The 22,506-nt window shown below is 72.6% G+C and carries 19 protein-coding genes; 8 read left to right on the forward strand and 11 right to left on the reverse strand.

The window, feature by feature from the left end; translation table 11 throughout:
• Positions 1 to 59 precede the first annotated feature (59 nt).
• The 3 genes from ACFRKB_RS06910 to ACFRKB_RS06920 form a co-directional block, all read right to left on the reverse strand.
• Positions 60 to 1,562 (reverse strand): DUF2637 domain-containing protein, encoded by a 1,503-nt coding sequence (locus ACFRKB_RS06910; RefSeq protein ID WP_383103960.1) that lies wholly within the window; start codon positions 1,560 to 1,562, stop codon positions 60 to 62.
• Between the two features lie 126 nt (positions 1,563 to 1,688).
• Positions 1,689 to 2,459 (reverse strand): DUF3558 domain-containing protein, encoded by a 771-nt coding sequence (locus ACFRKB_RS06915; protein ID WP_383103962.1) that lies wholly within the window; start codon positions 2,457 to 2,459, stop codon positions 1,689 to 1,691.
• A 128-nt stretch (positions 2,460 to 2,587) separates the two neighbouring features.
• Positions 2,588 to 3,442, reverse strand: coding sequence for a DUF3558 domain-containing protein (locus ACFRKB_RS06920; RefSeq protein ID WP_383103963.1), 855 nt, complete (start codon positions 3,440 to 3,442; stop codon positions 2,588 to 2,590).
• Between the two features lie 186 nt (positions 3,443 to 3,628).
• Here ACFRKB_RS06920 and ACFRKB_RS06925 point away from each other — a divergent pair, with 186 nt between their 5' ends.
• Positions 3,629 to 4,822 carry an RtcB family protein gene (locus ACFRKB_RS06925; RefSeq protein ID WP_383103965.1) on the forward strand — a complete coding sequence of 398 codons (1,194 nt, stop codon included), beginning with the start codon at positions 3,629 to 3,631 and terminating at the stop codon, positions 4,820 to 4,822.
• Positions 4,823 to 4,925: 103 nt separating this feature from the next.
• Here ACFRKB_RS06925 and ACFRKB_RS06930 read toward each other — a convergent pair whose 3' ends face one another.
• A complete protein-coding gene (locus ACFRKB_RS06930; protein WP_383103966.1) occupies positions 4,926 to 5,585 on the reverse strand; it encodes a GNAT family N-acetyltransferase in 660 nt (219 codons plus the stop codon).
• Between the two features lie 89 nt (positions 5,586 to 5,674).
• A complete protein-coding gene (locus ACFRKB_RS06935; protein WP_383103968.1) occupies positions 5,675 to 6,448 on the reverse strand; it encodes an SDR family NAD(P)-dependent oxidoreductase in 774 nt (257 codons plus the stop codon).
• A gap of 209 nt (positions 6,449 to 6,657) precedes the next feature.
• On the opposite strand from ACFRKB_RS06935, the gene ACFRKB_RS06940 reads away from it, so the two are divergent.
• Positions 6,658 to 7,161, forward strand: a complete 504-nt coding sequence (locus ACFRKB_RS06940; RefSeq protein ID WP_383103970.1) for a hypothetical protein — start codon at positions 6,658 to 6,660, stop codon at positions 7,159 to 7,161.
• 39 nt (positions 7,162 to 7,200) lie between these two features.
• Here the strand turns inward: ACFRKB_RS06940 and ACFRKB_RS06945 are convergent, their stop codons facing one another.
• The 3 genes from ACFRKB_RS06945 to ACFRKB_RS06955 are packed head-to-tail and all read right to left on the reverse strand — an operon-like array spanning position 7,201 to position 9,455.
• Positions 7,201 to 7,935, reverse strand: a complete 735-nt coding sequence (locus ACFRKB_RS06945; RefSeq protein WP_383103972.1) for a Mut7-C RNAse domain-containing protein — start codon at positions 7,933 to 7,935, stop codon at positions 7,201 to 7,203.
• A gap of 4 nt (positions 7,936 to 7,939) precedes the next feature.
• On the reverse strand, positions 7,940 to 8,548 hold the full coding sequence (locus ACFRKB_RS06950) for a GNAT family N-acetyltransferase (RefSeq protein WP_383103973.1): 609 nt from the start codon (positions 8,546 to 8,548) through the stop codon (positions 7,940 to 7,942).
• 1 nt (position 8,549) lies between these two features.
• Entirely contained in the window at positions 8,550 to 9,455 is a 906-nt protein-coding gene (locus ACFRKB_RS06955; protein ID WP_383103975.1) for a DUF6597 domain-containing transcriptional factor, read from the reverse strand.
• 63 nt (positions 9,456 to 9,518) lie between these two features.
• Here ACFRKB_RS06955 and ACFRKB_RS06960 point away from each other — a divergent pair, with 63 nt between their 5' ends.
• Positions 9,519 to 10,088: a TIGR03086 family metal-binding protein gene (locus ACFRKB_RS06960; protein WP_030354724.1), complete on the forward strand. Its 570-nt coding sequence runs from the start codon at positions 9,519 to 9,521 to the stop codon at positions 10,086 to 10,088.
• 105 nt (positions 10,089 to 10,193) lie between these two features.
• Here ACFRKB_RS06960 and ACFRKB_RS06965 read toward each other — a convergent pair whose 3' ends face one another.
• Together ACFRKB_RS06965 and ACFRKB_RS06970 are read right to left on the reverse strand one after the other, a co-directional pair.
• Positions 10,194 to 12,947 (reverse strand): SpoIIE family protein phosphatase, encoded by a 2,754-nt coding sequence (locus ACFRKB_RS06965; RefSeq protein ID WP_383103977.1) that lies wholly within the window; start codon positions 12,945 to 12,947, stop codon positions 10,194 to 10,196.
• Positions 12,948 to 12,984: 37 nt separating this feature from the next.
• A complete protein-coding gene (locus ACFRKB_RS06970; RefSeq protein WP_383103978.1) occupies positions 12,985 to 13,707 on the reverse strand; it encodes a histidine phosphatase family protein in 723 nt (240 codons plus the stop codon).
• 261 nt (positions 13,708 to 13,968) lie between these two features.
• On the opposite strand from ACFRKB_RS06970, the gene ACFRKB_RS06975 reads away from it, so the two are divergent.
• Both ACFRKB_RS06975 and ACFRKB_RS06980 read left to right on the forward strand, forming a co-directional pair.
• The gene (locus ACFRKB_RS06975; RefSeq protein WP_376580909.1) at positions 13,969 to 14,211 is read left to right on the forward strand and encodes a CbtB domain-containing protein; all 243 of its coding nucleotides are present in this window, start codon (positions 13,969 to 13,971) and stop codon (positions 14,209 to 14,211) included.
• A gap of 21 nt (positions 14,212 to 14,232) precedes the next feature.
• Positions 14,233 to 15,063 (forward strand): CbtA family protein, encoded by an 831-nt coding sequence (locus ACFRKB_RS06980; protein ID WP_383103980.1) that lies wholly within the window; start codon positions 14,233 to 14,235, stop codon positions 15,061 to 15,063.
• A gap of 143 nt (positions 15,064 to 15,206) precedes the next feature.
• Here the strand turns inward: ACFRKB_RS06980 and ACFRKB_RS06985 are convergent, their stop codons facing one another.
• Complete coding sequence (locus tag ACFRKB_RS06985; RefSeq protein ID WP_383103981.1) at positions 15,207 to 15,599, reverse strand: DUF7144 family membrane protein; 393 nt, start codon at positions 15,597 to 15,599, stop codon at positions 15,207 to 15,209.
• A gap of 160 nt (positions 15,600 to 15,759) precedes the next feature.
• On the opposite strand from ACFRKB_RS06985, the gene cbiE reads away from it, so the two are divergent.
• From cbiE to ACFRKB_RS07000, 3 genes are all read left to right on the forward strand, one after another.
• Complete coding sequence (gene cbiE, locus ACFRKB_RS06990; RefSeq protein ID WP_383103983.1) at positions 15,760 to 17,190, forward strand: precorrin-6y C5,15-methyltransferase (decarboxylating) subunit CbiE; 1,431 nt, start codon at positions 15,760 to 15,762, stop codon at positions 17,188 to 17,190.
• Positions 17,187 to 17,939, forward strand: coding sequence for a precorrin-4 C(11)-methyltransferase (gene cobM / locus ACFRKB_RS06995; protein ID WP_383103985.1), 753 nt, complete (start codon positions 17,187 to 17,189; stop codon positions 17,937 to 17,939). The genes cbiE and cobM overlap by 4 nt, the downstream gene beginning before the upstream one ends.
• A 158-nt stretch (positions 17,940 to 18,097) precedes the next feature.
• Positions 18,098 to 22,498, forward strand: coding sequence for an nSTAND1 domain-containing NTPase (locus ACFRKB_RS07000; RefSeq protein ID WP_383103987.1), 4,401 nt, complete (start codon positions 18,098 to 18,100; stop codon positions 22,496 to 22,498).
• The last annotated feature ends 8 nt before the right edge of the window (positions 22,499 to 22,506 follow it).

The following is a 22,506-nucleotide window of genomic DNA, read 5'->3' on the forward strand; positions in this document are numbered from 1 at the left end:
CGGAGGGCCCTTACCCGGTGGGTGAGGGCCCTCCGCCGTGACCGGGTGCGCGGTTGCGGCTACGCGATGTACTCGTCGTCCAGTTCCGACTGGTAACGGGAGCGGAAGTCCTTCAGGTACGGCCGGAGCGAACTCTCGGTGAGCGGGCCGCCGGTGCGGCCGGTGATCCCGTACAGATCGACCAGGTACAGCCCGAACTGGCGGCTGTTGGGGAAGTCGCCGTTCTCGCTGATGTACTTGCGGAAGGCGTTGAAGTACGCCTCCTCGCGGGAGAGGTCGTCGGGGAGGACGGGGACGGGCAGTTCCTCGGGCTGGTCCTGGACCGGGGCGGGGGCGGGCTCGGCGTACTGGGGGCGTTCCGGCTCCGGGGCCGCGTACGGGCCCTCCACGCGCTGACTGGGCACCCCGCCGAGCGGGCGGCTGCGGCCGGGGCCGGCGGGGATCATCACGGGCGCGGGGTCCTGGCCTTCGGCGTAAGCGGGGTTGTACGCGCCTTCGTACGCGGCCTCCTGCACCTGGGGGGCCGCGAACCAGGGGCTTGTCTGGGACTGGGGCTCGGGCTGGGGCTGGGGCTGGCCTTGAGGCTGGGGCTGCTCAGGTTGCTGCTGGGGCTCGGGCTGTTGCTGGGGCTGCGGCTGCTGCTGGGGATCCTGACCCTGCTGAGGGTGCTGCTCCTGCTTCCGCAACTGCGGTGGTATCTGCTGCTGTTGAGGCTGGGGCGCGGGCTGGGACTGCAACTGGGGCTGGGACTGGGGAAGTTGCTGGGGCTGCTGTCCCTGGTGCTCCGGCTGCTCCTGGGACGGGCCCGCCGCGGATATCTCGCCCCGGCCCTGCGGGAGTTCGGCCACCGGGGGCGCGGGCGGCAGCAGCACCGGCTCGATACCGGCGGCTGCCAGCCCCGAGTGCGCGGTGTCGGCGAGCGGTACGCCGTACTTCGCGAGCCGCAGCGGCATCAGCGCCTCGATCGGCGCCTTGCGGCGCCAGTTGCGGCCGAACCGCGCCTGAAGGCGCGACTGGTAGATGAGCCGGTCCTGTTCGAGCTTGATGACCTGCTCGTACGAGCGCAGCTCCCACAGCTTCATCCGGCGCCACAGCTTGAAGGTGGGTACGGGCGACAGCAGCCAGCGGGTGAGCCGTACGCCCTCCATGTGCTTGTCGGCCGTGATGTCCGCGATCCGGCCGACCGCGTGGCGCGCCGCCTCGACGGAGACGATGAAGAGGAGCGGGATCACCGCGTGCATCCCGACGCCCAGCGGGTCCGGCCAGGCGGCGGCGCCGTTGAAGGCGATCGTCGCCAGCGTCAGCAGCCACGCCGACTGGCGCAGCAGCGGGAACGGGATCCGCATCCAGGTCAGCAGGAGGTCGAGCGCCAGCAGGACGCAGATGCCCGCGTCGATACCGATCGGGAAGACCAGGGAGAACGCGCCGAAGCCCTTGGCCTCGGCGAGTTCGCGCACGGCGGCGTAGGACCCCGCGAATCCGATCGCGGCGATGATCACCGCTCCGAACACCACGATCCCGATGAGAATCCGGTGCGTGCGTGTCAGCTGCATCGCGGCCACCCGCGATCTCCTCCCGTATTCGGCCTGTATGGGGCGTCAGGTACTCGACAAGAACGACTCGACGCCCCGACACCTGGCGGGCACAGCCTGGCACATGTGTGCGGACGGCGTGGCGCGGGGAGCGGCTCAGCTCGCCGCGGACGACTCCGACGAGCCCTTGGAGCTCTCCCCGGCGCCCGGCGCGTCCGAAGAGCCGGCGGCGATCGCCGCCACGGCCTCCTTGGCCGCCTTCTCCGCGTTCTTCGTCAGATCGGCGGAGCTGGGCGACTTCGCGCCCGCGTACCCCGCGCCGTTGTACGTGAGGGTGATCACGACATTCTCCGTGCGGGCCACGACCGTGGCGTACGCGAAGTCCTCGTCGGTCTTCTTGAGGGTGTACGAGACCAGCGTCGCCTGGTCGCCGACACCGGCCGTGGCGATGGACTTGACGCCCTTGGCGTCCGGGGTGCCCTGGGCGCCCGCGACCTCCTTCGCGTAGTACTCGCCCGCGCGCTTGGCGCCGCTGCCGAGCGTGGCGTCGGAGTCGTACCGCATGAGGGAGACATCGAGCCAGCGGTACTGCGAGCCCTTGACGCCCTTGTCGTCCAGACCGTTCCAGGAGCAGCTGCCGCGGGTGGCGATGTCGCTGGACTTGCCGGACGTACCGTTCTTGTTCTTGACCTTGGGAACGAGCGAGCCGACCGTCTTCGCGCCGATCGTGTCGCAGGCGTCGGGGAGCCCGCTGTACTTGGCCGGCGTGACGCTCGGGCTCGCCGAGGTGCTCGGGCTCGGGCTCGACGAGGAGCCGTCGGCCTCGCTCTTGCCGTCGGAGTCGGACGAGCAGCCGGCGACGACGAGCATTACCGGAACGGCTGCGCAGGCGAGTATGCGGGTGAGTCGCGAGGCTGAACGGTGCATGGTTCCTTCAGTCGGTCGGTTGTCGTACGGTCCGATCGGCCACGGTAACCGCCGAGCCGGGTCCGCGGGCTCCCGGAGCCGGAGTCCGTGCCCCGCGCGGGCGGGCCGGGCGGGGCGGACGGCAGCGGCTATTCGTTGAGCTGCTCGTTGAGCGTCCGGGCCAGTCCCCGCGCCTTGTCCTGCAGTTCTTTGCTGTCGGGGACCACCGTGGGGTGCGCGGGCTGCTCGCTGTACCGGACGGTCACGATCACGTTCGATGTGCGGAACACCACGCTCACCGTGCGCTGCTGAGCCGCCGCGCCGGGGCGGGCGAGGACATCGTCCAGGAAGGCGGCGTCGCCGGGGCCGTCGAGGACGCGCGGTTCGAGGCCGTCGGGGGTCGTGCCGTCGGACGGCGATCCGGACGGGGTCCCGGAAGGGCTTCCGGAACCGGAGGGGGAGCCGGTCTGCGTGGTCGCGCCGGGGGCCGTGTCCGTACCGGCACCGCCCTTGCCCGACGCGGAGGGCGTACCGCCCGGCGTCCCGGAGGCCGGGGACAGCCCCGCGGCCGTCTCCTTCCTCGTGAAGACCTCCTGCGCCCGGTCGGCGTCACTCACGGCCGGGTCGTACGACACGACGCGTTCGAGGTCGATCACCAGCTGGTTCGACGCGTCGGGGGAGGTGGCCTTCCAGCTGCACCCGACCCGGCGGTCCGTGTCGTAGGTCACGGAGGCCGTGCCCTGGTACACCTTCGTCTGCTGGTCCTCGGGGAGCGAGGCGGCGCCGGGCAGGAGATCCTTGAGCATGGAGCGCGGTACGGAGCCGCAGGGCTCGCGGAGCGTGCGGTACTTGCCGGGCTGAGCGGTGGTGGCCGTGCTGGGGCCGCCCGGCTTGGTGTCGGTGACGGCGCCGTCCGCGGCGCCGCCCCCCGAGCAGCCGGCGACCACGGCCACGAGGAGCGCCGCCAGGCCGGGTACGTACGCCTTGCGCGCCTTTGGCTGCACGGTCCCGGGCTCCCTTCTGTACGGGGTTCCGCGCGGGGCTCCACGCGAAAACTGCTTGCCGCCGGATGACGGTCGATGGACACAATGTCTATCGCACGCAACGCCGTCGATGCTGGTCGGCCGCCCCTTTTAACGGCCCTGGTTCCGGCTTTTGCGTTATGAGACTTTCGGGGGAATCGAGGGGTTATGTCGTATGTAGAGATGCCGGGCGCGCAGGTGCCGATCCGGATCTGGGCGGATCCCGCGTCGATCGAGGACGCTGCCATGCAGCAGCTCCGGAATGTTGCCACGCTGCCCTGGATCAAGGGCCTCGCCGTGATGCCAGACGTGCACTACGGCAAGGGCGCGACGGTCGGTTCGGTGATCGCGATGCACGGGGCGGTCTGCCCGGCGGCGGTCGGGGTGGACATCGGGTGCGGGATGTCGGCGGTGAAGACGTCGCTGACGGCGAACGATCTGCCCGGGGACCTGTCCCGGCTGCGGTCCAGGATCGAGCAGGCGATTCCGGTCGGGCGTGGCATGCACGACGAGGCGGTGGATCCGGGGCGGATGCACGGATTTCCGACGGCCGGGTGGGGTGACTTCTGGGAGCGGTTCGACGGGGTCGCCGATGCGGTCAAGTTCCGTCGGGAACGGGCTACCAAGCAGATGGGAACGCTCGGCTCGGGAAATCATCACCTTGAGCTCAGTCTCGATTCCCAGGGTTCGGTCTGGCTCACCCTCCACTCCGGTTCACGGAACATCGGCAAGGAGCTGGCCGAGTACCACATCGGCGAGGCCCAGAAGCTGCCGCACAACCAGGGGCTGGTCGACCGGGATCTGGCCGTCTTCATCGCGGACACCCCGCAGATGGCGGCGTACCGGAACGACCTCTTCTGGGCGCAGGAGTACGCGAAGTACAACCGCGCGATCATGATGGGGCTGCTCAAGGATGTGATCCGCAGGGAATTCAAGAAGGCCCGGGTCACCTTTGAACAGGAGATCAGCTGCCACCACAACTATGTCGCCGAGGAGCGGTACGACGGCATGGACCTGCTGGTGACGCGCAAGGGCGCGATCCGGGCGGGCTCCGGCGATTACGGGATCATTCCCGGCTCGATGGCCACAGGCACCTACATCGTCAAGGGCCTCGGGAACACCGCGGCCTTCAACTCGGCCTCGCACGGCGCGGGCCGGAGGATGAGCCGTAACGCCGCCAAGCGCCGGTTCTCGACGCGGGACCTGGAGGAGCAGACGCGGGGCGTGGAGTGCCGTAAGGACGCCGGTGTCGTGGACGAGATCCCGGCCGCGTACAAGCCGATCGAGCAGGTCATCGACCAGCAGCGGGACCTGGTGCGGGTGGTGGCGAAACTGAAGCAGGTCATCTGCGTGAAGGGCTGAGCGGGAGCCGCGGCCGACGGCCGGGCAAGAGCGGTGCGGTCTCGCCGGGCGCGGGTGATCAGCGGCCTGGTGGCGGACCGTGCCGGCCGGTGGTCGAGATGCCCTACGCCGACGGCTCCCCCGCGGGGCCGGTCGGTTCCGGGTCACTGGCCAGGCGGGCGTGCAGGTGCTCGTCGTGGTACGCCCCGTCGCCGAAGCGGTGCGAGTCCCGCAGGGTGCCTTCGGGCAGGTAGCCGCAGCGGTGGGCCACCCGGCAGGAGGCCTCGTTGCCGACAGCGTGGGCTATCTCGATCCGGCGGGCACCGGCCGTCCGGAAGGCCCAGCTGGTGACCCCCCTCGTCGCTCGGGTGGCCACGCCCCGGCCGCGGGCGGTCGGCACCGTCCAGTAGCCGATCATCGCCAGGCCGTCCGCGCGGTCGACCCAGCGCAGGGTGACGCTGCCCAGCAGGACGCCTTCGGCAGCGGTCAGCGCGGCGAAGGAGGCGCCGGCGCCACGGTCCCAGCCTCCGTCGCGAGACTCCAGCCATGCCAAGGCGTCGCGGCGATCGGCTGTCGCGAGAGGGTTCCAGAGGGCTATCAGCGGGTCCGTCGCGGCGGCGATCAGGCCGTCCAGCATGGTGTGGCCGTCCGGCGTGGTGTCCGGCTCCGCGGCCTCCCGGCCCCACGGGCGCAGCAGCACATCGCCCAGGTCGAGCGTCGTGCGGACGAAGGTCCGCCGGTCGGCGGGGTTCCGGGAGGCAGGCGGGGGCGCGGCGGAGCTCATGGCGCCCTTCCTACCCGGTCATCAGGCCTACCGCCAGCCATTTCCACCGGGCACAGGCCCTCCCGGTCCGAATACCTGGCGGACAGGCTCTAGAGCTCGCGGTGGACCTTGGAGTTGGACGCCTGGGCGCGGGGGCGTACCACCAGCAGGTCGATGTTGACATGGCTCGGGCGCGTGACCGCCCAGGTGATGGTGTCGGCGACATCGTCGGCGGTGAGGGGTTCCGCGACGCCCGCGTAGACCTTCGCCGCCTTCTCGGTGTCGCCGTGGAAGCGGGTGGTGGCGAACTCGTCGGTCTTGACCATGCCGGGGGCGATCTCGATCACCCGGACCGGCGTGCCGACGATCTCCAGGCGGAGCGTCTCGGCGAGGACGTGGGCGCCGTGCTTGGCCGCGACGTAGCCCGCGCCGCCCTCGTATGTGCTGTGGCCGGCGGTGGAGGAGAGGACCAGGACCGTGCCGTCGCCGCTCGCGGTGAGGGCGGGCAGCAGCGCCTGGGTGACGTTGAGCGTGCCGAGGACGTTCGTCTCGTACATCTGGCGCCAGTCCGCGGGGTCGCCGGTGGCCACCGGGTCGGCGCCGAGCGCGCCACCGGCGTTGTTGATCAGGACGTTCACGGAGGGGAAGCGGTCCAGCTCGGCGGCGAAGGCGTCGACGGCCGCGCGGTCCGTGACATCGAGGGCGTACGCGGTGGCGCGCTGCCCGGCGGCGGTCAGTTCGGCGGCGAGCGCCTCGATACGGTCCTTGCGGCGGGCCGTCACGATGACGTGGTAGCCGGCGGTCGCGAGCTGGCGGGCGGTGGCGGCGCCGATGCCGCTGCTCGCTCCGGTGATGACGGCGATGGGGGTCCCCGCGGCGGTCATGACGTAACTCCTCGCGCGTGTGAGCGATGATCGATGCCGGACACGGCCAGGATAGGCAGGGTGCGCGGGCGGGTGCCCGGGGTGTCCGGAGCGCGGACCCCAGGCGTGCGGCGCGGTGTGTCGGGGGCAGCGTGTCATGTGGGTGAGCGGAGGCGCGCCGGGCCCGGGGCCGGGCCGATTCGCGGTGCGGTGATCGATAGGTTCCCGCCATGGGTGTCAAGCGCAAGGCGTTGCTGGTGACGGTGTCGGCCGTCACCGCGGTGGTGATGGGTGCGGGTCCCGGCGTCGGAGCCGACGCCGGGACCGCCGGTGTCCGGGGTGCTGTCGTACCGGAGGCCGATCTCGCGCACCACGGGTATGTGTCGCTGTGGGGCGACCAGTTGACGGTCCGCTTCGAGTCCGAGAACCACGGCCCGTCCGCGCTGGCGGACGCGACCGTGCGGCTGACCTTCTCGGTGGCCGTCGCGGCCGGTCAGAGCCTGCCGGCCAACTGTCTGTGGGCCGGTGACCGGGAGGTGCTCTGCCGTACGGGGCAGCTCCGGGCGGGCGGGCGGAGCCAGGAGACGGCTCTCGACCTGAAGGCGGCCGGCCGGCCGGTCGAGGCGGTCGTACAGATCGACACCGCCTGGAACGGCGGCGCGAGCGACCCGAACCCCGAGAACCACCGGCACCGGGTGCTGGCCCCGGCCACCGGGGACCCGTACGTCTTCTGACCGGACCGGCGTCTTCTGACCGGACCGGCCGGAGACGGCCTACGCGGCGGCGTCGCCGAATTCCCGTACCGCGTCCGCGACGATCGACGCCAGCCGGGCGTGGTGCGCGCCGCGCCAGTACACCCGGCCGCAGGCCGTGCACTGGGCGAAGACGTCGTACGAACGCTGGGTGCCGTGCTCCAGCCGCTCCTGCACGGACTCCTTGTCGGCGGGGCCCAGGCCGCCGTTGCAGGCGGTACAGCGGGTCCAGGGCGCGAGGGCGGGCGCGAAGCGTTCCAGGACGTCCCGGAGCTGGTCGTCGGGGCGGTCGCTGTAGATATACGCCCCGGCCCAGATCTCACGGCGCCGCAGCAGACCTCGGTCCCGGGACAGCATCACCCGGCGCTCGGCGGCGGAGCGGGTGGCCAGGACCGGATCGCCGAGGTCCTCGTTCTCGTACGCCGCGTCGATGCCGAGCAGCCGCAGCCGTCGCGCGAGCGTGCCGAGATGGACATCGAGCAGAAAGCGCAGCGGAGCGCCGGGCACCCGCTGGGGGCGGCTCACGGCCCGTACCTCGACGGATTCGCCCGCGGCGGGGATGTGCGAGACCGGCACCTCACGGCCGTCCACGAGTACCGCTCCGGCCTCGGTGAGCGGGACACCCAGCGATTCGATGGCGTGACCGAGCGTGGACGCGCCGTCGGTGAGCAGGCACGTACGTCCCTGACGCCGCTCCGCGGGGACGAAGAGCCGCAGCTCGGGGGCGAAATCGATCTGGATCTCCGGTCCGTTCACGTCGTCAGGATGCCATCGGTCGCGGGGGCCGGGCCAGGGTTTTCCCGGGCGTCAGGTCCAGCCGCCAGTCGTTGGCGCGCATCAGACGCCCCTTCGGGAACTCGACCTCGCACGGGCCCAGGAGCGAGAACCCCGCCCGGCGGCACAGCGCGTTCGACGACCTGTTGTCGACGGACGGGAAGGCGTGCAGAGAGCGGTACGCGCCCTCGGCGCGCGCCTTCTCCACGACGGCCGCCGCCGCGGCCGCGGCGATGCCGCGCCCCTGATGGGCGGCGAGCACCCCCCAGCCCGTCTCGTATATCCGCCGGCCCTGCCAGGTCTGCTCCCAGAACCCGATCGTGCCGACGGCCTCCTCGGCGGCCTCTTCGACGGCCTCGCCCGCGGTCTCGCCTGGGGTCCCGTCGGCGGGCAGCAGCACGATCCGGAACATCCGGCCCCGGCCCGTCCGGTCCGCGCTCAGGTCGACGTACCGTCTGTGCCGCGTGAGCAGCTGCTCCTCGGTCTCGGGGCCCCCGAGATGGCTCATCAGCTCCGGCGCGTTCATGGCGCGGAGCAGGCCGAGGTCGCCCTCGGACCAGGGATCGAGCCGTATGCGCGGTGCTTCGCTCTCCATGTCAGGCACTGTAGGGCGGGGGTCTGACATCAGGGCGTCCGGCCGCCGGCGGTCCGGTTTCCCGCGGCCCGGCTGCCTGCGGTCCGGCGTACGCCGTCGGGGGAACGCCGACCGTCGCCGTGAAGTCCCGTACGAGATGGGCCTGATCGCTGTAGCCGAGCTCGGCGGCCAGCTCCGCCCAGTCCACCTCGGACTCCGCGCGCTCCAGCGCCTCGTGCACGCGGTAGCGCAGGATCACCCACTTCGGCCCCACCCCCACATACGCGGCGAAGAGCCGTTGCAGCGAGCGCACCGACACCCCCTCCGCCTCGGCGAGCCGGGCCACGCGCCGGATCGTGCGGTCGGTACGGATCCGGTCGGCCACCGCCATGGCGTGCGCCGCCCGCGGGTCCGGGCGCGGGCCGACGCCCAGCAGATACGTGTCGAGCGCGGCCACCCGCGTGTCCTCCGGGGCGTCGGGCGGGCCGAGCACCGCGGCGAGGTCCGCGTCCGCCGCCGGCATGACCTCGGCGATCGGCGCGCGCCGCCCCGTCCACTCCGATACGGGCCACCCGGGCGCGAACGGCCGGAAGCCGCCCGGCCTGAACTGCACCCCGCAGACCCGGCCCCGCCCCGCCAGCTTCTGGGTGAACAGCTCCAGGCCGACGCCCGCGACCTCGGCGAAGGCCGGGCTGTCCGGCCCCGGGCCGAACCGCTGGAACACCACATTGACCGAGGGGTGCGGCACGACATGGGCGGCGTAGGGCTGGTCGAGATCCCAGTCGATCAGCCAGTAGTGCTCCAGATACGGCCGCAGGGCCGGTGCGGGCTCGCGGCGGCGGAACCGTACCCGCGCGAAGAGCCCGGGGGCGTCGACGATGCCCCGGGTGTCACGCCGCGGTCCTGCCGGTCCTGGCGGTCCTGCCATGTCCGGATCCTATGTCGCGTTTCTTCAAGACGCCGGGGAGCGCCGCTTCCTAGGGTCACGGCCATGAACGACACCATCAGCAAGCTGCTGGAGGCGGCGGCGGACCGTACCGTCACCGTCGTCCGGAACATCACCGACGACCAGCTCACCGCGCCGACCCCGTGCGCGGAGTACGACGTACACGCCCTCGTCGACCATCTCTTCCAGGTCATCGTGAACTTCCAGGCGCTGGCCGCCAAGAAGGACTCCGACTTCGGCGCCGCCCCCGAGCATCTGACGGGGGCGTGGCGCGACCGGTTCGCCGACGAGACCGTACGGCTCATCGCGGCCTGGGACGCGCCGGGCGCGGAGGAGGGCACCTCGGGGGCGATGGGGATGCCGGCCAGGACGGTGGGCGCGATGGTGGTCGGCGATCTGGCCGTCCACGGATGGGATCTGGCGCGGGCCACGGGGCAGCCGTACGAGCCGGACGCGGCGCTCGTCGGGATGCTCGGGGCGGAGTTCGGGGCGCTGGCTCCGACGGCGCGGAAGATGGGGGTGTTCGGGGAGCCCGTGCCGGTGGGCGAGGACGCGGGTCCGTTCGAGGCGCTGCTGGCCATGACGGGGCGCGACCCTGGCTGGAGCCGTCCGTAGAGCGTCCGTAGAGGCTCTGCGGATCGTCCGGGGCGCCGGACCGGCCGGGGCGCCGGACCGTCCGGAGCGTCAGACCGTCCGGGGCGCCAGACCGTCCCCGGCGTGTCAGCTCTCCGTGGCGGGTCCGGCGTCCGACGGCAGCGACTGCTCGGTCCAGATGACCTTGCCCTCGGCCGTATACCGGGTGCCCCAGCGTTCGGTGAACTGTGCGACGAGGAACAGGCCCCGGCCCCCCTCGTCGGTGGCCGCCGCGTATCTGAGATGCGGCGAGGTGCTGCTGAAGTCGGAGACCTCGCAGATCAGGGAGCGCTCGCGGAGCAGCCGTACCTTGATCGGGCCGAGGGCGTAGCGGATGGCGTTGGTGATCAGTTCGCTGAGGATCAGCTCGGTGGTGTACGCCAGCTCGTCCAGCCCCCAGTCCGCCAGTTGCCGGGCCACGGCGGCGCGTACCCGCGACACCTCCGAGGGATGCGAGGGCACCTCCCACTCCGCGATCCGGTCGCGCTGGAGCACACGTGTACGGGCGACGATGAGGGCGATGTCATCGGTCTGGCGGTCGGGCAGCAGCGCTTCGAGCACCGCCGTACAGCTCTCCTCCGGGTCCAGGTCCGAGCGGGCCAGCGCGGCGCGCAGCAGATGGAGTCCTTCGTCGATCTCCCGGTCGCGGTCCTCGATCAGCCCGTCGGTGTACAGCACCAGATGGCTGGCCTCGGGCAGCCGCAGCTCCACCGTCTCGAACGGCAGCCCGCCCAGCCCCAGCGGGGTCCCGGCCGGCAGATCGAGGAACTCCACGCTGCCGTCCGTACCGACCAGCGCGGGCGGCGGATGGCCGGCGCGGGCCATGGAACAGACCCGGGTCACCGGATCGTAGATCGCGTACAGACAGGTCGCGCCCGTGATCACGGCGCCGCCGCCCGCGATGCCCTCGTCGTGGTCGATCCGGGTGACCAGATCGTCCAGATGGGAGAGGATCTCGTCGGGCGGCAGATCGAGTGACGAGAAGTTGGCGACCGCCGTACGCAGCCTGCCCATCGTCGCCGCCGCGAGCAGCCCGTGTCCGACGACATCCCCCACGACCAGGGCCACGCGGGCGCCGGGCAGCGGGATGACATCGAACCAGTCGCCGCCCACGCCCGACTCCGCGGGCAGATACCGGTAGGCGACTTCGAGGGCGCTCTGCTCCGGCAGCCGCCGGGGCAGCAGGCTGCGCTGGAGCGTCTCCGCCATGGCGTGCTCGCGGGTGTAGCGGCGTGCGTTGTCGACGCACACCGCGGCGTGGTTGGCCAGCTCCTCGGCGAGGGTCACGTCCTCCTCCTCGAAGGGCTCCGGCCGCTCCGCCCGCCAGAAGCTGACGAGCCCCAGGAGCACGCCCCGCGCGCGCAGCGGGGTCGTGATGAGGGAGTGGACGCCGTACGCGATGACCCGGGCGGTCTGCTCGGGGTCCTGGGACCGCCAGCCGTCGGCCAGGGGGAGATCGGCCTCGACGGTCCCGCGCCCGCTGCGCAGGCTCTGTGCCTGCGGTGTCGACGGGCGGAACGTGAACCGCGCGCCCAGCGGGTAGAAGGGGTGGTCGCCATGGATGCCGACCAGGGCCGTACGGCGCAGTTCGGAGAGGGCGGTGACCCCCGTCGGGTCCTCACCGCGCAGGATGGCCTCCGCCAGGTCCACGGCCGCGTAGTCGGCGAACCGCGGGACCGACACCCGCGCCAGCTCCTCGGCGGTCCTGGTCACATCGAGGGTGGTGCCGATCTCCACGCCGGCGTCGTACAGCAGCTTGAGGCGCTTCCGCGCCGCTTCCGCGCGGCCCGTGAGCGCGCGCAGCTCGGTGGAGTCCCGGAGTGTCGCCACGCTGCCCGGCGGGCCTCCGTCACGGTCCGTCGAGCGGTTGTTCACCACGAGCAGCCGCTCTCCGGTCGCCAGCACCTCGTCGCTGGCGACGCGCCCCGAGGACAGCAGATCGGCCATCTGCGGGTCCAGGCCGAGATCGGTGACGTCGCGGCCCTCCGGCAGCGGGGGCAGATCGAGGAGCCGGACCGCCTCGTCGTTGGCGAGCACCAGCCGGCCGTCGCCGTCGACGATGAGCACCCCTTCGCGTACGACATGCAGGACCGCGTCGTGGTGCTCGTACATCCGCGCCATCTCGACGGGCTCCAGCCCATGGGTCTGACGGCGCAGCCGGCCGGTCACCAGCGCCGTGCCGCCGGTGGCGAGGGCGAGCGAGGCGGCGGCGGCGCCCAGGACGATCGGGACCTCGCGGTTGGCGAGGCTCTGCACCTTGGCGATGGTGATCCCGGCCGACACGAGGCCGACCACCTTCCCGCGCGCGTCCTTGACGGGGGTCACCGCCCGTACGGAGGGCCCGAGCGTCCCCGGCACGATCTCGGTGATGGTGCGGCCCTTCAACGACGGCCCGATGTGTCCGATGAAGTGCTCTCCGATGCGTTTGGGGTTGGGGTGGGTGAGCCGGATGCCCTTCGTGTTCAGTACGACGACGAAGTCGACGTCGGAGGCTTTGCGGACCGCCTCGGCGTGCGGCTGGAGGATCGCGGTGGGGTTGGGTGCCCGCAGGGCGGGCGCGATCCCCGGCGAGTTCGCGAACGCCGTGGCGACGGAGATGGAGCGGTTGCGCGCCTCCTGCTCGGTGTCGCGCCGGGACACGAGGAGGAGCGAGATCAGCGAGGCCCCGATGAGCAGCAGCAGGACCGCCAGTTGCAGGATGAAGACCTGCCCGGCGAGCGTGCGGACGTTCAGCCACGACGGACGGCGCCACCCACCCGCCGAGCCAAGGTGATCACGCCGCCGACTCCGTGGGCGCCGGCCGGAGCGGGCAGACAGGGCCCGAGCCCAGGATCGACCCATATCTCGGGCCATGTACCTACATCTACACCGCCTGTCTTCACAAGGCGAACGGGCGTGGGCCGGCGCTGTGCAGCGGACGGCCGCTGAGCAGGTTCCAGCGGCCGGCCCGCCCGCTGAGTTCGGTGGCGGTGAGGGGACGTACGTCAATCCGCCAGAAGGCCGCAGGAGTTGCGCCCAGGGCGTGGACCGCGCAGGCGCGGACGATGTCCGGTTCGGCGACGGCTATGACGCGTCCGCCCGCAGTGCCGCTGTCGCCCGGGGTCCGGTCTCCAGGAACCCCGTCGCCCGGGGTCCTGTCGCCCGGGGTCCCGTCGCCCGGAGTCCTGTCGCCCAGGGTGTCGAGCCAGTGGGCGGCGCGGGTGAGCAGCGCCAGCAGGGGTTCGCCGCCGTGCGGGGCGGAGGCCGGGTCCGCCAGCCAGGACGCCAGCGCGTCCGGTTCCGTGGCGGCCACCTCGTCGAGGGTCCGGCCCTGCCAGCGGCCCATCGCGCACGGTGCGAGGACGGGCAGCGGCTTCGCGTAGAGGCCCAGGGCCCCGGCGGTGCGACGGCAGCGGAGGGTGGGGGAGACGTACGTGGTGGCGGTGGCGGGGAAGGTCTCGCGTACGGCTTCGGCGTCCCGTAGCCCGAGTGCGTCCAGCCCGCCGCCGTCCAGCCCGCCGCCGTCCGGCGCGTCGCGGTCCGGCTCATCGGTGTGGGGAAAGCGGGCCTCGCGCAGGGCCGGGTTCATGGCCGGTGAGATGAGCATGAGCCGGGTGGTCATACGGTGCTCCCTGCCTGCTTCCGGCGTGGTTCTGGCCGGATTCCGAGAAAAGGTCCTCTTGGCCGGCCCTCCGGATCGCGGTACCTTCACGTCGAAATCACGACGGCGGAACGGAAGTCCGGTGGGAATCCGGCACGGTCGCGCCACTGTAAGCCGGGCGCCGGCTGCGCACAGCGCAGCGGGGGGCCCGGTGAGTCAGACCCGGACGCCGTCGTTCGAGCTCCACCGAATGGGACGCGAGTTCCCCAAGGAGGTTGTGCCATGGCGCAGTCCGTAGCGCCCCCGGCCGTTTCATCCACCGGTACCACCGGTTCCCCCGGCACCGCCGTCACCCCGCTCCCGCTCCGCGCGGTCCTGCCGTGGGCCGTGTTCGTGGGCACGCTGATGCTGGTGCTGCTGTACTTCGTCGGCGCGGAGCAGGGCGCGACGTCGGTGTTCTCCGGTGCGGAAGTGCACGAGTGGGTTCACGACGGCCGTCATCTTCTCGGTTTCCCCTGCCACTGACGACCGACGGAGATCACGCGTATGCATGCCTCCACCGTCAGAAACCTCCTGGTCCGCGGCATGATCGCGGGCGTGCTGGCCGGACTCTGCGCGTTCGCGCTGGCCTATGTGGCGGGTGAGCCCTCGGTACGGGACTCCATCGCGCAGGAGCGGATTCATCAGGAGGAAGCCCACTCCGCGGCCGACTCCGCGCCCGACTCCGCGCCCGCGCATCAGCACGGCGGAGAAGAAGAGGAGGAAGAACTCGTCAGCCGGCCGGTGCAGTCGACCTTCGGGCTGGCCACCGGCGTTCTGGTGTACGGGGTGGCCCTGGGCGGGATCGCCTCGCTGGTCTTCGCGGGCTGCCTCGGCAGGATCGGCCGGTTCGGTCCGCGGGCGACCGCGGCCCTGCTCGCCGGGGGCGCCTTCGTCACCATCTGTCTGGTGCCGTTCCTGAAGTATCCGGCGACCCCGCCCGCGGTCGGCAGTCCGGACACCATCGGCACCCGCACCACGCTGTTCTTCCTGATGATCCTGTTGAGCGTGTTGCTGGCGGTCGCCGCGGTCATCGCGGGGAGACGGCTCGCGCCGCGTCTGGGCAACTGGAACGCGGCGGTCGCGGCCGGTGGCGGTTACGCCGTCGCGGTGGCGGTGGCCTGTCTTGTCCTGCCCGGCAACACCGATGCCGTTCCGGCCACATTTCCGGCTGCGCTGCTCTGGGAGTTCCGGCTGGCGTCGATCGGCGTGCAGGCGCTGCTCTGGACGGCCTTCGGGCTGATCTTCGGGGCGCTGGCGGAGCGGGCGCTCCGGCCGGGGACGGCCGCCGCGGTGGCGGCGGGCGAGGGTGCCACGCCCGTGCGTACGGCCGGCTGAGGCGGACTGACCGTACCGTCCGGGTCCGGCACGTACCGGCTTGGGACCGGCTGGACTTGGGACCGGCTGGGGCCGGCTCGGACCGGGACCGGCTCGCGTGGTGACACGCGTGCCGGTCCCGGTCCCCGCGCCCGTCTCCGGGCTTATCTCTCGGAGCGGCGCCGGTCGCCCGCGCACAGCGCCCAGATGATGAAGATGTCGACGGCGAGGAGCGTGAGGGCCCAGAGCGGATAGCGCGGGATCCAGAGGAAGTTCGAGATCGCGCCGAGGCCCGCCAGGATCACACCGACCACGCGCGCCCATACCGCGCCCCGCAGCAGCGCGCAGCCCGCGAGGAAGATGATCGCGCCGATGATGAGATGGACCCATCCCCAGCCGACGAGACTGAACGAGAACACATAGTTCCGCGTCGCCAGGAAGATGTCGTCCCTGAAGATGGCGGAGATGCCCGCCAGGACCGTCATCGCGCCGCCGAAGATCATGAGAACCGCGGCGAAGGCCGTCCATCCGCTAGCAAGTGCCCTCTTGGCCGTCATGGGGCGCTCCCTCGGTGAGGAGACGGGCCGCGGGCCGGTGGTGGCCGGCGGCCATTGCCGTGACCTCAAGATTGCATAGGTATGGGACACCCGCATCTCTTCCGGAGGGCGGCCAGTAGAGTGCGGATCCGGTCTTCCCCCAGTTCAGAGGTGTACGGCAGTGAGCCCCGCCCCGCCATCCGCGCCCACCGGGCCTCCGGTGCCGCCCCCGCTGCCGCCGTCGCCGCTGTCGCCGGTGACCGTCGTCGGGATCGGCGCGGACGGGTGGGCGGGGCTGCCCGCCGGCTCGCGCGCGGCGCTGCGTGAGGCGGACGTCCTCATCGGCGGCCCCCGGCAACTGGCCCTGCTCCCCGGGGAGTGCGCGGGCGAACGGGTGACGTGGCCGTCGCCGCTGCGGCCCGCCGTTACCGGACTGCTCGCCGCCCACGCCGGGCGCCGGGTCGCCGTGCCGGCCAGCGGGGACCCGATGTTCTACGGGATCGGGCGGACCCTCTCCGAGGTCCTGCGCGAGGTCCTTGGCGCCGACGCCCTGCGAGCCGGGGCGCTGCGCGTGCTGCCGCATCCGTCGTCCGTCTCGTACGCGTGCGCACGGCTGGGCTGGCCGGTGGAGGACACGGAGGTGGTCACGCTCGTCGGCCGCCCCACCGAGCTGCTGGCCGCCGCCCTGCACGACGGCCGCCGGGTCCTGGTGCTCAGCGCGGGCGCGGGGACGCCCGCCGAGGTGGCGGCGCTGCTGACCGAGCGCGGATACGGCCCGAGCCGGATGCACGTACTCGAACAACTCGGCCCCGAACAACTCGGCCGTGAACAGCTCGGCCCTGAACCGCTCGGCCTCGAACAGCTCGGCGGGGACGGGGAGTACGGACCCGGGCGGGAGCGCCATGTCGAGGGGATCGCCCAGGAGTGGGCCGAGCCCGCCGGCGATCCGCTCAATGTCGTGGCGGTCGAGTGCCGCCGCGCGCCGGACGCGCCGCGCCTCGGCGCCGTACCCGGCCTGCCGGACGCCGCGTACGCACACGACGGCCAGCTCACCAAGCGTCATGTGCGCGCCGCGACCCTGGCCGCGCTGGCGCCCGCGCCCGGCGAGCTGCTCTGGGACATCGGCGGCGGTTCGGGTTCGATCGCCGTCGAGTGGATGCGTACGCACCGGACGTGCCGCGCCGTCTCGGTCGAGCGCGATCCGGCGCGGGCGGAACGTATCGGCCGCAACGCGCGGGCGCTCGGCGTCCCCGGGCTGCGCGTCGTCACCGGCGGGGCGCCCGGCGCGCTGGCCGGACTGCCCGTCCCGGACGCGGTGTTCATCGGCGGCGGCCTGACCGTACCGGGACTGCTGGAGAGCTGCTGGGACGCGCTGCCCGCGGGGGGCAGGCTGGTCGCGAACACGGTGACGCTGGAGTCCGAGGCGCTGCTGGCCGCGTGGTACCGCAGGCTCGGCGGGGAACTCGTACGGCTGGCGGTCGCGCACGCCGTTCCGGTGGGCGGGTTCACCGGCTGGCGGCAGGCCATGCCGGTCACTCAATGGGCGGTCACGAAGGACCACCCTCCGCGGGTTCCTTCAGCGGGAGCCCCCTCGGCAGGAGAAGAACGATGACGGTGTACTTCATCGGCGCCGGTCCCGGCGCCGCCGATCTGATCACGGTGCGCGGCGCCCGCAGGCTGGCCGCCTGCCGGGTGTGCCTGTACGCGGGCAGTCTCGTGCCGCGTGAGCTGCTGGCCGAGTGCCCGCCGGACGCGCGCCTGGTCGACACCGCGCGGATGGACCTGGACGGGATCACGGCCGAGCTGGTCAGGGCGCACGAGGAGGGCCACGACGTCGCCCGGCTGCACTCCGGCGACCCGTCGGTCTTCAGCGCCGTCGCCGAGCAGATGCGCCGGCTGGACGCGGCGGGCGTGCCGTACGAAGTGGTGCCGGGCGTACCGGCGTTCGCGGCGGCGGCCGCCGCGCTGAAGCGTGAGCTGACGGTCCCGACGGTGGGCCAGACGGTGATCCTCACGCGGATCGCCCAGCGCGCCACCCCGATGCCGGAGGGCGAGGACCTGGCGACCCTCGGCCGGAGCGGGGCGCTGCTCGTCCTGCATCTGGCCGCGCGGTATGTGGACCGGGTCGTGGCGGAACTGCTGCCGCATTACGGGGCGGACTGCCCGGCCGCGGTGGTGGCGATGGCCAGCCGCCCGGACGAACTGGTGCTGCGCGGCACGCTGGAGGACATCGCCGGCCAGGTGAAGGCGGCGGGTGTGGTGCGGACGGCGGTCATCATGGTCGGCCGGACGCTGGCCGCGGAGCAGTTCCGCGACAGCCATCTGTACTCGGCCGACAGGGAGCGTCCGCACGCCTGTTGAGGCCGATGGTGAGCGGTCCGCCCGACTGCTCGATCCGCACGATCTGTTCGCTGGATGGCCCCCCTTGAGATCCATCCGCACGCCATACTGAGCAGGGCAATCAAACATTCAATAAATCGTCAACAAACAGCCAAGTCGTCCCAGGGGGTTGGGTGTACGTGGACGAGACGCCGAGTACGCCCGAGCCGCTCGCCGCCGGGGTGCTCAGGGTCCGGTATCCCGACGGTTCGGCCGTCGGCGTCGGCTTTCTCGTGACCGGGGAACTGGCCGTCACCTGCGCCCATGTCGTGGCCTCCGCCCTCGGACTCGACGAGGACGAGCGCCCTGCGGCAGGGGCGACCGTCGAGGTGGACCTGCCGCTCGGTCCGGCGGCGGGCCGGGCCGATGGCCCGGCGCCCGACGGTCCGGTGGTCGTTTCCGCGGCGGTGGAGTACTGGCCCGAGGACGGCCCGTCCGGGGCCCGGGACATCGCCGTACTGCGCCTGCGGTCCGCCGTCCCCGGCTCCGTACCCCTGCGCATGGCCGAGGCGGACGACGTATGGGGACACCCCGTGCGGACCTTCGGTTTTCCGGCCCGCCATGCCGACGGGGTGTGGCACGCGGGTGTGCTGCGGGCGCGCCAGGGGGCCGGCTGGCTCCAGGTCGAGCGGGCGGCCGGGAGCAACCACGCGATCAGCCGGGGCTTCAGCGGCGCACCGGTGTGGGACGAGCGGCTGGGGGCCGTGGTCGGCATGGTGGTGGCCGCCGACCCCCGGCAGCCGTCCGCCTTTCTCATCCCGACCGGCGAACTGCTGCTCGCCGTACCGTCGTTGCGGGAGGCGGTGCTGCCGCCCTCGCCGTTCCGGGGGCTGTCGGCGTTCCAGGAGTCGGACAGCGAGGTCTTCCACGGCAGGGAAGAGGAGAGCGACGAGGTCGCCGCGCTGGTCGCCGGGCATCCGGTGGTCACCGTCTTCGGGCCGTCAGGCTGCGGGAAGTCGTCGCTGGTGCGGGCGGGGGTGGTGCCCCGGCTGAGGAAGGCGGGACACGCGGTCGTCGTCGTACGTCCCGGCGGTCCGTCCGGTCTGCTCGGCGGCCTCGCCATGGAGCTGACGCGGCTCACCCAGCCGGAGCTGACCGGCAGCGCTCAGCGCGAGGAGAGCCGGGTGGTGGAGGCGGAGCTCTCCGTGCACGGCTGGGGGGAGATCCTGGCGCAGCTGACGGGCGGGCACGGCGGGGCCGGGGGCGGTACGCGCACGGGCGGCGGTACGGGCAGCAGTACGCGCGACGGTATGGGCGGCGCTACGGGCACAGGCAGCGGTACGCGTACGCGGCGCGCTCGCGGCATACGCGGTCTCGTCGTGGTGGTGGACCAGCTTGAGGAACTGCTCGACCACGGCCCCGCCGCCCGGTCCGCCGCCGAGGCCGCCGCCGCGCTGTTCCCCGAAGACCCGCCGCCGGGGCTGCGCGTGCTGTCGACCCTCCGCGCCGATTTCCTGGAAGCCGTCAGCGCGCGCCCCGGCCTGGAACGTGCCCTGCGGGGCGCGTCCCTCCTCCTGCCCGCGATGTCCGCCGAGCAGGTACGGCAGGCGGTGGTCCTGCCGGTGGCGGCGATCGCGTCCGTCTCGTACGCGGACGGACTGGAGCAGCGCATCCTCGCCGACTGCGGTGACGCGCACGGTGTGCTGCCGCTGCTGGAGTTCACCCTCGACCAGTTGTGGGAGCGGCAGCGGGGCGGGCTGCTCACCCATCAGGCGTACGAGGAACTCGGCGGCGTCAGCGGCGCGTTGGCCGAGCGTGCCGAGACCGTATGGCGGCGCACGGTACGGGAGGCCGACGGGCCGGGGCAGGCGGAGGGGGCCGACGAGGCCACGGCGCGGCGGCTGTTCACTCGGCTGGTCCGGCTGCCGCTCGGCGGCCCGGCGGCCACGCGCCGCGTCGTACCCCGCGCCGAGCTGGGCGAGCCGGAGTGGACGGTGGCACGGGCGCTGGCCCGGGAGCGGCTGGTGGTCATCGGCCTCGACGACGAGCAGCGCGAGACCGTCGAACTGGCCCACGAGGCGCTGATCCGGGCATGGGACCGGCTCGGCGCGTGGGTGGAGCGCGACCGGGACTTCCTCGCCTGGCGGGAGGGCATCCGGCACGACCGGGAGCGCTGGGAGGCCGCCGGCCGCGTACCGGACCTGCTGCCCGCCGCCTCGGCGCTGGACGCGGCGCGCCGCTGGGAGCGCGAGCGCGGCGAGGACCTGAGCGAGGCCGACGCCGACTTCCTGCGCCGGGGCCGGGACCGGGTACGCGCGAGAACCCTGCGCAGACGCGGGCTGTTCACCGGCCTCGGCACCGTACTGGCGCTGGCGGCGGTGCTGGGCTCGCTCTTCGTCTACCAGACCGGTGTCACCGAGGAACGCGCCGCCGAGGCGGACTCCCGTTCCATGGCGGCGGCCTCGGCGGACCTGCGCGCCACCGACCCGGCGCTCTCCGCGCTCCTCGCGATCTCCGCGTACCGCAGGTCGCCCACGGAATCGGCGCGCGACGCCCTGCTGCGGAGCTATCTCACATACGGGCGGGCGAGCCTGCTGATGTCGGGGACGCTGGGCAGGGTGCGGCAGGTCGCCGCCAGCGAGGACGGGCGCGTCGTGCTGGCGACCACCGCGCTCGGCCGGGCCACTCTCTTCGTACGGGACGACGACGGGCGGATACGCCGGGCCCATCTGCCGCCGGAAGCGGAGGCGGATCATCCGGTGGTCGCGCGGGACGGGAAGGGCGCCGGCTACGTCGCGTCCAACGGAAAACTACTCTGGTACCAGGTCCGCGCCGAAACGGACACGTTGGTGGCGAACGGCCGGACGATCTCCGCGGCGCCGATCGCCTCCACCCGCGGCTCGGCCTTCCGGCAGGCCGCGATCTCGTCGGACGGGAGCCGGGTGGCGGCGGTCGTCAGCGACGACCTGGTGGTCTGGGATCTCGCCGGAGGTTCCGTCGTCCGCAGGATCATCCCTCCGGAGGGGCAGGATTTCCTGGCGGTCTGGTTCGGGGCGGACCGGGACACGGTGCTGGCGTACACCGGCGACTCCATGGCGGGCCGGGACTACACGCTCCGCGCGTACGAGGGCTCCCGCCCGCCCCGCACCGTCGTGTCCGGGATGAACGGGGTGGAAGTGTCCGGCGACGGAAGCGCGGTGGTCTTCTGCCGGGGCACCGATGTCTCGGCGAAGGCGCTGTACCGGGTGGTTCAGGTGGCGGACGGCAGGGAAAGCGGCCGGTTCGCGAGCGAGGGCCCCTGCGTGGAGAGAATGGCGATCGACCGCACGGGGCGGCACATCGCGGTCAGCGATCTCGTGGGCGACGTCATGTGGCTGGCCGACACGAAGCAGCGGAAACCGCTCTCCGAGATCGGGGCGCGAGCGGGGGTCGGCGCGACGGACACCGCGCTGGGGAGCCGCTTCCCGTACGGCCAACTGGTGCGGGAGGGCGACCGGTTCTCTCTTCTGGGCTATGACCCGACCGGTGTGACCGTGACCGGAATGTCCGGCGACGTGCGGGAGTTCCTTTCCGCCGACCGGGACGCGATGGGTACGGCCCTGACGCCGGACGGCGCCACGGTGATCAGCAAGTGGCGCGACGAGGAGCTGATACGGACGCACACGGTGGCGGTGGCGGGGGCCGATGCCGGTGCCGGAGGATTCACGGCGGCCGCCTCGGCGGACCGGCCGGGCCCGGAGGCGCGGGCCGGCCTCAAGGTCAGCGGTGACGGCTCCCTGGTCGCCGACCCCGTGGACTCGGACATCGTCATCCGGGAGGTGCCGTCCCTGCGCGAGGTCAGCGTCCTCAGCCCGGCGGAGATCGGAACGCCCTCGCTGTACGAGTTCACGGACGACAGGCATCTGCTGATCACCACCCACACCACCGTCGAGCGCTGGGACGCCAGGAGCGGGCAGCGCGTCGACCGGATCGACCTGGCGGACCTGGACCTGGACCTGGCGGGGAGCGGCGGCGATGCCGTCACCTGGCCGTATCCCAAGGAAGGGCATGTGGCGGTGCTCGGCGACACCGCCCTTCATGTCGTCGACCTGCGTACGGGGCGCGAGGTGAAGGAACTCCGGGTCGAGATCGGGGCCGACGCCACCGGCCTTCGCATCGATGCCACGGGCCGGTACCTGGCGGTCTTCCGCCGGGGCGGCGACTGGGAGCTGTGGCGACTCGACCCGGCCCGCAGGGAACTCGGACCGATCGGCGGGACCGGTGGCGGCGGGGAATTCACCGGTGAGTTCATCGACGGCGAGGGGCGCTTCCTGGTCGCGGACGCCGGAAAGGTACGGATCTACAAGGTCGGACGCCGCTCCGCCGAGGAGTCCTTCGACTTCGGTACGGCGATGAACGCCACCCCGGGGTCGTTCCCGGCCGTCTCGGCGGACGGTTCGACGGTCCTGTACGACGACGAGGGCCAGACGATCCCCGTACGCCTGGACCCGGAGGAGTGGGCGGCTCGACTCTGCGCGGTGACCGGCCAACGCGCCCTCACGAGCGCGGAGCGCGACGCGATACCGGCGGAGGTGCCGCCGGGGGCGGTGTGCGGGGACTGAGGACCGAC

This window comes from Streptomyces scopuliridis (assembly GCF_042790125.1).
GTDB classification, from domain to species: Bacteria; Actinomycetota; Actinomycetes; order Streptomycetales; family Streptomycetaceae; genus Streptomyces; species Streptomyces scopuliridis_A.